Source organism: Bacteroides sp. AF25-5LB, from assembly GCF_003602965.1.
In the GTDB taxonomy this organism is placed as follows: Bacteria; Bacteroidota; Bacteroidia; order Bacteroidales; family Bacteroidaceae; genus Bacteroides; species Bacteroides uniformis.
The window spans coordinates 153,438-165,272 of record NZ_QTMC01000006.1; the positions used below are offsets into that span (position 1 = coordinate 153,438).

At 50.2% G+C, this 11,835-nt stretch carries 7 protein-coding genes; 4 read left to right on the forward strand and 3 right to left on the reverse strand.

Annotated elements, in window-relative coordinates:
• Positions 1-59: 59 nt before the first annotated feature.
• The gene (locus DWY57_RS09050; RefSeq protein ID WP_243634664.1) at positions 60-1,517 is read left to right on the forward strand and encodes a family 10 glycosylhydrolase; all 1,458 of its coding nucleotides are present in this window, start codon (positions 60-62) and stop codon (positions 1,515-1,517) included.
• Here DWY57_RS09050 and DWY57_RS09055 read toward each other — a convergent pair.
• Complete coding sequence (locus tag DWY57_RS09055; protein WP_119961630.1) at positions 1,501-2,709, reverse strand: hypothetical protein; 1,209 nt, start codon at positions 2,707-2,709, stop codon at positions 1,501-1,503. The two genes, DWY57_RS09050 and DWY57_RS09055, sit on opposite strands and share 17 nt — an antisense overlap.
• A 128-nt stretch (positions 2,710-2,837) precedes the next feature.
• Between DWY57_RS09055 and DWY57_RS09060 the strand changes: the two genes are divergently transcribed.
• The 3 genes from DWY57_RS09060 (at position 2,838) to DWY57_RS09070 (ending at position 7,896) form a co-directional block, all read left to right on the forward strand.
• Positions 2,838-4,016, forward strand: a complete 1,179-nt coding sequence (locus DWY57_RS09060) for an AAA family ATPase (protein WP_117965112.1) — start codon at positions 2,838-2,840, stop codon at positions 4,014-4,016.
• Between the two features lie 41 nt (positions 4,017-4,057).
• A complete protein-coding gene (gene nifJ / locus DWY57_RS09065) occupies positions 4,058-7,615 on the forward strand; it encodes a pyruvate:ferredoxin (flavodoxin) oxidoreductase (protein WP_119961631.1) in 3,558 nt (1,185 codons plus the stop codon).
• A gap of 92 nt (positions 7,616-7,707) precedes the next feature.
• Positions 7,708-7,896, forward strand: coding sequence for a hypothetical protein (locus DWY57_RS09070; protein WP_117601458.1), 189 nt, complete (start codon positions 7,708-7,710; stop codon positions 7,894-7,896).
• Positions 7,897-7,958: 62 nt separating this feature from the next.
• Here the strand turns inward: DWY57_RS09070 and DWY57_RS09075 are convergent, their stop codons facing one another.
• Positions 7,959-10,718, reverse strand: a complete 2,760-nt coding sequence (locus DWY57_RS09075) for a substrate-binding domain-containing protein (RefSeq protein WP_119961632.1) — start codon at positions 10,716-10,718, stop codon at positions 7,959-7,961.
• A 71-nt stretch (positions 10,719-10,789) separates the two neighbouring features.
• Positions 10,790-11,677, reverse strand: a complete 888-nt coding sequence (locus tag DWY57_RS09080; protein ID WP_005835617.1) for a carbohydrate kinase — start codon at positions 11,675-11,677, stop codon at positions 10,790-10,792.
• Positions 11,678-11,835: the final 158 nt, after the last annotated feature.

Consider the following 11,835-nt stretch of genomic DNA (forward strand, 5'->3'; position numbering starts at 1 on the left):
CGGGTGTTTTGCTTATCTTCGCCGAGAAAAATGATAGAAATAAAGAAGAAAAGAGAAAAATGAAACGAATTATTTCCATTTTACTATATATAGCCATCTTGCTGCCGCTTGCCGCACAACCGCCCAAACATGAAGTACGTGCCGCCTGGATAACCGCCGTCTATGGGCTGGACTGGCCGCAGACACGCGCCACTTCGCCCGAAAGCATCCGCAAGCAGCAGGCCGAACTGATTGAAATATTGGACAGACTGAAAGCCGCCAACTTCAACACCGTACTGTTCCAGACCCGTACACGGGGAGATGTCCTCTACAAATCAGCCATCGAACCCTACAACTCCATACTGACCGGAAAGGTGGGCGGCGACCCCGGCTACGACCCGCTGGCTTTTGCCATAGCCGAATGCCACAAGCGCGGCATGGAGTGCCATGCCTGGATGGTGACCATTCCTCTGGGCAACCGCAAGCATGTGGCAGCCCTCGGCAAAGAGTCGGTCACCAAGAAGAGACGCGCCATCTGCGTACCCTACAAACGCGAATACTTCTTGAATCCCGGACATCCGCAAACCAAGGAATACCTGATGAGCCTTGTCCGCGAAGTGGTGGAACGCTACGATGTAGACGGGGTACACTTCGACTACCTGCGCTATCCGGAAAACGCCCCCCGTTTTCCCGACAGCTACGACTACCGCAAATACAGCAAAGGACGCAGCCTTGCCCAATGGCGCAGAGACAACCTGACGGAAATAGTACGCTATATATATAAAGGTGTAAAAGCCATGAAACCCTGGGTAAAGGTCAGCACCTGCCCGGTAGGAAAATACAAAGACACTTCCCGCTACCCCTCCCGTGGCTGGAATGCCTTCCACACCGTCTATCAAGACGTGCAGGGTTGGCTGGGCGAGGGCATCCAGGACCAGATTTATCCGATGCTCTATTTCCGTGGCAATCATTTCTATCCCTTTGCCCTCGACTGGCAGGAACAAAGCAACGGACGCCAAATCATTCCCGGTCTGGGCATCTACTTCCTCGACCCCAGCGAAGGGAACTGGACGCTGGACGAGATTGAACGGCAGATGCACTTTATCCGCGCCCACGGTCTGGCGGGCGAGGCACACTACCGCGTGAAGTATCTGATGGACAATACACAAGGGCTTTATGATGCGCTGGAAGAAGACTTCTATACCGCCCCGGCCCTGCTGCCCGCCATGCCGTGGATAGACAATGTAGCTCCTACACCTCCCTCCGGACTCACGGTGGAAACACCGGAAAACGGCTATTGGAAACTAAGCTGGCAACCCGCCACGGATAATGACAAGCGGAATGCTCCGATGTATGTAGTCTACGGTTCGGACACCTATCCCGTAGATACCTCCAATCCGGAGAATATCCTGGCACAACGAGTACAAGGCACGGAATATACCTATGTCCCCATCCGCCCGTGGACTGCCCGAAAATATTTTGCCGTGACAGCCATAGACCGTTGCGGAAACGAAAGCAAAGCTATTCAGCAGCAGTGACACAGACAAAAGCCCGGTAACGGCTCTTCGGAGTGACCGGAACCAGAGGCAGATAGCCGGAAACAACCCTGCCGTCCTTCACCACCAGCGGATAACTTTGCGCATCCTGCTCATGCCGCTCCATCAAAGCTTCATGGGTCGGAAAGCAATCGATGGAGAAACGTCCCTCCCCACCGGGGACAATGAAATGATCACTAAGCACATGGGAAACGATTCCCATATTCATCCGTAGATTTATTTCGACATGGGGGTTGATGGCATACGGATGCCCTTCCTTCTGACGGCAGACCATCATGTCCACACCCAAGAAACCCATATAAGATGTAGCATAACTCGTTTCCAATGCTTTCTGCATCATATTGCGTATGCGTACAAATGCTTCAAAGGGTACATATTGCTGAATCCATTCCTCCACTTGCTCATCCGAAGTAAGGATATTACCACGATATGCCCCTTTGTCATCCGTAACAAAACGGGAATAGCCGACAAAAAGAAGCTTTCCCCGGCCATCCGAATAAAATTCCATGGCAAAATCTTCCACCTTATCAAATATAGGCTCCATCACAAAACCTCCATTTTCTTTCAGCGCCCTACTACACCAATCGGAAACATTTTTCGTAAAGCCATGACGGCACCAACACAATCCCTTCCCACTTCCCGACCAAAGTGATTTAAACACACATCCCTCCTTGTAACGACCAATAATATCCGGAGAGATAGCCGTAGTTCCACCATCAGCCTCCACCAAGCAACAACCGTCACCACAAGTATAATCTATTTTATTGGAATAGAAAAGTGCACGAAAAGCCAAAGCGTTACTACGGGCAGCTTTCATACGATACTTGTCCAAAGCATCCGGTGTAGGAAGATTCCTTTCCAGGACACCGCCTTTCAACATCCGTTTACGGATAGCGGGATTCCATCCCCAAGGCATTACCCGCACATCAGCATAATCGGGCAGCTCCGGCTCTGTCACCAAATGCACATCCAGCCGGAACAACTGTTGCATCCGTTTCAGATAATCTGCATTATAAGCAGAAGGGGCCAATATCCCACTACCCGGCCGGGCATACCAAACCGGTAACAAAGCCAGGTCTTCAGCCATACGGCGGATGGTAGCGGGCGCCATATAATTTTCTTCGTTATTTCCCAATGCCATATCTGCATCAGGATTGAACACATAAAGTTCCATCTTTCAAATGTTAGCCAATTACTCACGTTTTGTATGAGAGTGCAAAGTTATATAATATTTTGCCATCTCTACTTTGCAAATCTATAAAAAAGCCGTATATTTGTCGCCCGATAAACCGAATTTAAAGCATGGAAGCATTTTACCGTACACACGCTTATCTCGTAGAGCATACCAATGCCCCCGTACGCCGCGACCTAATGGACGAAATAGACTGGAATGACCGTCTTATCGGTATCAAAGGCACAAGAGGCGTAGGTAAGACTACTTTCTTGCTGCAATATGCCAAAGAGAAATTCGGCACAGACCGCTCCTGCCTCTTCATCAACATGAACAACTTCTACTTCTCCGGACATGGCATCGTGGAGTTCGCCGCCGAATTCCAGCGCCGCGGAGGAAAAGTACTGTTGATAGACCAAGTATTCAAATACCCGGAGTGGAGCAAGGAGCTGCGCATATGCTACGACCGTTTCCCCAACTTGAAAATCGTATTCACCGGTTCCTCCGTAATGCGCCTGAAAGAAGAGAATCTGGAGTTGCGCGACATTGTGAAAAGCTACAACCTGCGCGGCTTCTCCTTCCGCGAATACCTGAACTTGCAGACGGGCATGAAGTTCCATGCCTATCCGCTGGAAGAAATCCTGAGCAACCACGAACAGATAGCCAAAGGCATCCTCTCCAAAGTACGTCCATTGGACTACATGCAGGACTATATGCACCACGGCTTCTACCCATTCTTCCTTGAAAAGCGTAACTTTTCGGAGAATCTGCTCAAGACGATGAACATGATGGTGGAAGTGGATATCCTGCTCATCAAACAAATTGAGCTGAAATACCTTTCGAAGATAAAGAAATTACTATATTTGTTGGCCGTGGACGGGCCGAAAGCGCCGAATGTCAGCCAACTGGCAAACGACATACAGACCTCCCGCGCCACAGTAATGAATTACATCAAGTATCTGGCAGACGCACGGCTCATCAATATGGTCTATCCGAAGGGAGAAGAATTCCCCAAGAAGCCGTCGAAGATAATGATGCACAATTCAAATCTGATGTATTCCATCTATCCCGTCAAGGTGGAAGAGCAAGACGTATTGGACACTTTCTTTGCCAACACAATGTGGAAGGACCACAAAGTGAACAAGGGCGACAAGAACATCTCATTCATGGTAGATGAGGTGATGCCTTTCAAGATTTGTCCGGAAGGAACAAAGATAAAGAATAATCCGGGAGTTACTTATGTACTGCATAAGGCGGAAATAGGCCGAGGCAACCAAATACCTCTCTGGTTATTCGGTTTCTTGTATTAAGAGAGAGATTTTTTCACTTAAATAAATAATTCAATTTAGTTATGACTAAACAGAAGAAATTCATTACTTGTGATGGTAACCAGGCTGCTGCACATATCTCGTATATGTTCTCCGAAGTAGCTGCCATCTACCCCATCACCCCCTCTTCTACGATGGCTGAATACGTAGACGAATGGGCTGCCGCAGGTCGCAAGAACATCTTCGGCGAAACAGTATTGGTACAGGAAATGCAGTCAGAAGGCGGTGCTGCAGGTGCCGTTCACGGCTCTCTGCAAGCCGGTGCGCTGACTACCACTTACACAGCTTCACAAGGTCTGTTGCTGATGATCCCTAACATGTACAAGATTGCCGGTGAATTCCTGCCTTGTGTATTCCACGTATCAGCACGTACATTGGCAAGCCATGCACTGTGTATCTTCGGTGACCACCAGGACGTAATGTCTACCCGTCAGACCGGTTTTGCCATGTTGGCCGAAGGCTCTGTACAGGAAGTTATGGACTTGGCCGGTGTAGCTCACTTGGCTACTATCAAGAGCCGTGTTCCGTTTGTCAACTTCTTCGACGGTTTCCGTACTTCTCACGAAATCCAAAAGATTGAAATGCTGGAGAACGAAGACCTCGCTCCGCTTATCGACCAGGAAGCTTTGGCTGAATTCCGCGCACGTGCATTGAACCCGATGAACCCGGTTGCCCGTGGTATGGCCGAAAATCCTGACCACTTCTTCCAACACCGTGAATCTTGCAACAACTACTATGAAGCAGTTCCGGCTATCGTTGAGGAATACATGAACGAGATTTCCAAAATCACAGGCCGCAAGTACGGTTTGTTCGATTACTATGGTGCAGAAGATGCAGAACGCGTTATCATCGCCATGGGTTCTGTAACAGAAGCTGCCCGCGAAGCTATCGACCACCTCGTTGCCAATGGCGAAAAGGTAGGTTTGGTTGCCGTCCACTTGTATCGTCCGTTCTCTGCCAAGCACTTCCTTGCCGCCGTTCCCAAGACAGCCAAGAAGATTGCCGTACTGGACCGTACGAAAGAACCGGGTGCTAACGGCGAACCGTTGTACCTCGACGTAAAAGACTGCTTCTACGGTGCAGAGAATGCTCCGGTTATCGTAGGCGGCCGTTACGGTTTGGGATCCAAGGACACTACTCCCGCACAAATCCTCGCCGTTTACAAGAACCTGGCTATGCCGATGCCGAAGAACCACTTCACTATCGGTATCGTAGACGACGTTACCTTCACTTCTCTGCCCCAGGAAGAAGAAATCGCATTGGGCGGCGAAGGCATGTTCGAAGCCAAATTCTACGGTTTGGGCGCTGACGGTACAGTAGGTGCCAACAAGAACTCTGTGAAGATTATCGGTGACAATACCGACAAGCACTGCCAGGCTTATTTCTCTTACGACTCCAAGAAATCAGGCGGTTTCACCTGCTCACACCTGCGTTTCGGTGATACTCCTATCCGCTCTACATACCTGGTAAACACGCCTAACTTCGTGGCTTGCCACGTTCAGGCTTACCTGCACATGTACGACGTAACCCGCGGCTTGCGTAAGAACGGCTCTTTCTTGCTGAACACCATCTGGGAAGGCGAAGAGCTGGCCAAGAACCTGCCTAACAAGGTGAAGAAGTACTTTGCACAGAACAATATCACTGTTTACTATATCAATGCTACTCAGATTGCACAAGAAATCGGTTTGGGCAACCGTACCAACACCATCCTGCAATCCGCATTCTTCCGTATCACCGGCGTTATTCCGGTTGACCTGGCTGTAGAACAGATGAAGAAGTTCATCGTTAAGTCTTACGGCAAGAAGGGTGAAGACGTTGTCAACAAGAACTACGCAGCAGTTGACCGTGGCGGCGAATACAAGCAACTGACCGTTGACCCGGCTTGGGCCAATTTGGCAGACGACGCCAAGGCTGAAAACAACGATCCTGCATTCATCAACGAAGTGGTTCGTCCTATCAACGCACAAGACGGTGACTTATTGCCGGTATCTGCATTCAAGGGTATTGAAGACGGTACTTGGGAACAAGGTACTGCCAAATATGAGAAACGTGGTGTAGCTGCATTCGTTCCCGAATGGAACGCTGAAAACTGTATCCAGTGTAACAAGTGTGCATACGTTTGTCCTCACGCTTCCATCCGTCCGTTCGTACTCAATGCTGAAGAGCAGAAGGGTGCCAACTTCACTCAACTGAAGGCTGTAGGTAAAGCATTTGACGGTATGACATTCCGTATTCAAGTAGACGTTCTCGACTGTCTGGGTTGCGGCAACTGTGCCGATGTTTGTCCGGGCAACCCGAAGAAGGGTGGCAAGGCTCTGACTATGAAACACCTCGAAAGCCAATTGCCGGAAGCTGCTAACTGGACCTACTGTGCTGAAAACGTGAAAAGCAAACAACACTTGGTTGACATCAAGGCCAACGTGAAGAACTCCCAGTTCGCTACTCCGTTGTTCGAGTTCTCAGGCGCTTGCTCCGGTTGTGGTGAAACTCCGTACGTTAAACTGATTTCCCAGTTGTTCGGTGACCGCGAAATGGTAGCCAACGCAACAGGATGTTCTTCCATCTACTCCGGTTCAGTACCTTCTACTCCTTATACCAAGAACGAAAAGGGTCACGGTCCTGCTTGGGCAAACTCATTGTTCGAGGACTTCTGCGAATTCGGTTTGGGTATGGAGCTTGCCAACGAAAAGATGCGCGCACGTATCGTGAAGGCTATGGAAGATGCCATCGCAGCAGAAGGAACTCCGGCTGAATACAAAGAAGTATTCCAGGCTTGGATTGAAAACATGTACGATGCAGACAAGACCAAGGAACTGGCCGAAAAGATCATCCCGATGGTAGAAGCAGCCAAAGACAAATGCGACAGCTGCAAGACTATCGCCGGTCTGTCTCAATACCTGGTTAAACGCAGCCAGTGGATTATCGGTGGTGACGGTGCCTCTTACGACATCGGTTACGGTGGTCTCGACCATGTAATTGCAAGCGGTAAGGACGTCAACATCCTCGTACTGGATACTGAGGTTTACTCCAATACAGGTGGTCAGTCTTCCAAGGCTACTCCGGTAGGCGCCATCGCCAAGTTTGCCGCTGCCGGTAAACGCGTACGTAAGAAAGACCTCGGTCTGATGGCTACTACTTACGGTTATGTATATGTTGCTCAAATCGCTATGGGTGCCGACCAGGCTCAAACCTTGAAGGCTATCCGCGAGGCAGAAGCATATCCCGGCCCGTCACTCATCATCGCTTACGCTCCGTGTATCAACCACGGTCTGAAGGCAGGCATGGGCAAGAGCCAGGCAGAAGAGGAAAAGGCCGTTAAGTGCGGTTACTGGCACTTGTGGCGTTACAACCCGGCTTTGGAAGCCGAAGGCAAGAATCCGTTCACGCTGGATAGCAAGGAACCGGATTGGAGCGGATTCCAAGACTTCCTGAAGGGTGAAGTTCGTTACGCATCCGTAATGAAGCAATATCCGCAGGAAGCCGAAGAGCTGTTCAAGGCCGCCGAAGAAAACGCTAAATGGCGCTACAACAGCTACAAGCGTCTTTCCAAAGAAAACTGGGGCGCTGAAGTTACAGAGTAATTCCTTAATTACTAAATAGAAAATAGAGGCTGTTCCCGAACTGGATGCAGCCTCTATTTGTTTTAAATAAAAACATTAAATATCAAAAAGTTATGATCGGATTTATTATTTGGGTTATTGGGGTGGTCCTTGCAGTCAAGGCTGTACTCGAAATCATGAGATGGCCGGTAGACGGAGTAAAGAAGCTCTTGGTCGCAATCATCATCCTGCTCACAAGCTGGATTGGAATCTGTGTTTACTACTTCTGGGGAAGAGAAAACCTGCCCCAAATACTGAAATAAGTTCCGGTATCATCAAACAGAAGTAAACAAACGTGTATTAAGAACAAGGGGATAGGCAATAGTTATCCCCTTCTTTTCAGAAACTCGGTAGGGCTCTCCCCAAACTGTTCCTTATAGCATTTTGTGAAATAGGAAGGTGACGAAAAGCCCACTTCATAAGCAATCTCCGCTACTGTCATATCAGAGGAGGCAAGCAGTGAGGCAGCCTTTTTCAACCTCATCTGGCGCAGCAGCTCATTCGGCGAATAGTTGGTCAGCGATTTCAGCTTACGGTAAAGCTGCACACGGCTCATACCCATATTCCGTCCCAAATCCTCCACATTGAGTTCCGCATCTTTCATCCTCTCCTCGACAAGCGATTTGAAGCGGGAGACGAAACCCTTATCCAAATCACTGATGGTTTCCTTCTCAATAGTCTGGTTATCTCCGAAGAACTGCCTCAACTGGCGGCGGTTTGCAATGAGATTGCGGACACGAGACAAGAGCAGCTGCGAATTGAACGGCTTGGAAATATAAGAATCGGCACCGCCGTCATAGCCCTGGATACGCTGTTCGTCCAGCGAGCAGGCCGTCAGCAGAATCACCGGGATATGGCATGTCTGCAACTCGCTCTTCAAACGGCGGCAACATTCCACACCATCCATACCGGGCATCATTACATCCGAGATAATCACATCCGGCACATACCTCATGGCCAGCCTGATACCCTCTGCCCCGTCCGCCGCATCCAATACACGGAATTCGTTCGACAACAGCGACTTCACATAGCTGCGGATATCCGCATTATCGTCAATTACCAGCACAGTAGGACAATCAGCCTCAACCACCTCTTCGCCTGCCTTCACTTCCGTATCTATCAGGGTAGACGACACGTCCTTCTCTTCAGCAGGCAACGTCACTATAGTGGGATGGTACTGCGAAACATCCTGCTGCGGGAAAGTGACAGTGAAAGTAGTGCCTTTCTCGTCACTGCGTGCCGCAATGTTACCACCATGCATCTCTACAAAGGCACGTACCAGCGCCAGTCCGATACCGGTACCGGCCTGATGCCCGTCCACTTGATAGAAGCGCTCGAAGATAGCTTCCACATCGGTCGAAGAAATGTAACTGCCGGAATTGAAGACGGACAGACTGTAGTTCTGTTCCGACTTTAACAACCGTACGGTGATTTTCCCGTTCTCCGGCGTATACTTCACGGCATTGGAGAAGAGATTGAAGTAAATGCGCTCCATCTTCTCTGCATCCGCCATCATCCGGAAGTCCGTATCGGAAGATGCCTCAAAGCTGAAAGCAATATGTTTCTTCAGCAACGCCATGCGGAAAGAGTCGTTCCAGCCCCGGAAACTGTCGAGCAAATCAAAAGGTTCGAGATGGAGCTCCATGCGCCCGTTCTCCACCTTTCGGAAATCAAGTATCTGGTTGACCAGGCGAAGCAGGATATGCACATTCTTTTTCATCAGCTCGAGGAGCTGGCGCGGCTGTCCGTCGAGGGTGCGGTTGGCAAGAAGCTGCTCTATGGGATCGGCTATCAATGTCAGCGGAGTACGGAAATCATGCGAAATATTCGTGAAGAACACCAGCTTGGCATGCGTAGCCTCCTCCAGTTCATGGGAAAGCTGTTCCAACTGCGACTTCTGTACTTCCAACAGTTCCTTCTGCTGTATCAACTGGGTTTTCTGTTCCTCCAATTTCTTTTTCTGCATGGACAGCTCACGGTTCAACCGATTCTTGACACGCAAGGAGAGGTAGACAGCCACCAACAAGCCGACCAGCAACAATAGGGCGGACAGACTGCCGTACAAGACAACCTGCTGCGTGGCATAACTGGCTAAATACTGGTTTATCTTTCCGTTCAGGGTTTCTATCTTTCCATCCAGGGTGCCGATGTGGGCGGTCTGCATCTTCATGATGAGAGCATTGTCGCGGTCAACGACGGAAGTGCCCAGGATAGTTTCACGGGGAAAATCACGCTTGTTCAGGATATCCATGGCAATCTGCATCACGCGGTCGCCACCGGTAGGATATATAAACGTGGCATCCAGTTCGCCGGCAAGCACTTTCTCCACTCCGTAGTCTTTGCCGGGCAGGGCGTCTATGCCGATGAACCGCATTTCCTTCTCCCGCCCCTTGCGGGCAGCGGCAGCATAGGCTCCGGCCGCCATACGGTCATTCTGCGCATACACCAGGTCGATATGCGGAAAGCGGCTCAGCAGGGTATCCATTTTCTCTCCGGCCTTGAGTTGCAACCAGGCACCGTCTACAGCGGCCAGCAACCGGATACCGGGATAAGCGGATATAGCCTTCACAAATCCCTGATGACGGTCTACGGCAGGTGTAGAGCCCACCAAACCGGAGATTTCCACCACATCTCCCTGCCCGTGCAGCACATTGGCCACATACTCTCCCACAGCTTTCCCTATCTCGTAGTTGTCTGCACCGACGTAGGCCGTGTATTTGTCCGAAAGGATTTTACGGTCCACTACAATCACCGGAATGCCCCGGTTGTATGCCTCCTCCACAACCGGAGTTATCGGAGTGGCTTCATTAGGGGCCACAATCAGCAGGTCTACCCCTTCGGCTATCAGTTCACGAATGTCTTTTGCCTGACGGTCATTATCGTCGACGGCAGTACGGATGTCCACCTCCACATCTCCGTAGAAATGGGCTTCACGGAGTATCTCACTGTTCATCTGGCGCCGCCATTCATCCTCGCTACATTGGGAAACGCCGATACGGAAACGTGCCTCGCGCCGGGAGCAGGCAACCGCCACTCCCCAAAGCACGAGCAAAAAGAATAAAATCCGAAGGTTATGCTGTCTCATCTTCACTTTCCTCTGATTTAAGATTGCAGATGAGCAAAGATAGCGAAAAATGTGAAAAGAATAAGAAAAATCTATGCCAGCCTTTCTTTCAAGGCGTCCGGCAATTCCGGCATGGCACCGCTCTGGGTACATACATAGGCAGAGACTTCCACCGCCAGTTTATGGGCATCGGGCACCTGCTTCCCGCTGAGAATGGCAGCGGTGAAGGCTGCCGTGAACGAGTCACCGGCTCCAACGGTGTCCGCCACCGGTACCTTGGGTGTCTCCTGGAAGGAAACCACTCCCGGAGTGAACACATAGCTGCCGTTCGTTCCACAAGTCAAGATAAGCATCTTCAGGTTATACTTGGCCAGCAGAATCCAGCATTTGTCCTGCAAGTCGATGCCCGGGTAGCCGAAAATACGGCTGATGGTCACCAGTTCCTCATCGTTTATCTTGAGGATGTTGCAGCGGCGCATGGATTCGCAGAGTATCTCTTTGGTATAGAACCCTTGGCGGAGATTGATGTCGAATATCTTCAGTTGCCCCTCCGCATCGGGCATCGTGTCGAGAAAACGGTTGATGGTGATGCGGCTTGTTTCACTGCGTTGCGCCAAAGAGCCGAAACATACGGCACGCGTGTTCAGTGCCAGACGCTTCAGTTCGTCGGTAAAGGGAATGTTGTCCCAGGCCACGCCTTCTTTTATCTCATAGCACGGCACGCCCACGGCATCGAGCGTCACCTGCACCGTTCCCGTGGGGTAAGGCACGCGCTCAATCTGCGTGCGCAGCCCCTTCCGGGCGAACACATCCAGAATCTCGTCCCCATCCGCATCGGCACCTACGGCACTGACCACACGGCTGTCGAAACCAAACTGCGATGCATGGTAAGCAAAGTTTGCCGGAGCACCGCCTATCTTCTTTCCTTCGGGGAGGCAGTCCCACAAAGCCTCGCCCATACCTACTATTATCTTATTCATAATATTATATTGTTTAATGAATGATATATTTTATTCACGGCAAACTCAATGTCCTACCCACTGCAAACCTAATAAAAAAGTTCCTAACTATAGAATGAAAAGTTGCCAATTATCTATTAAAAAGTCTCTAAGAACTAAGGATTATCTCTATCCCAAGG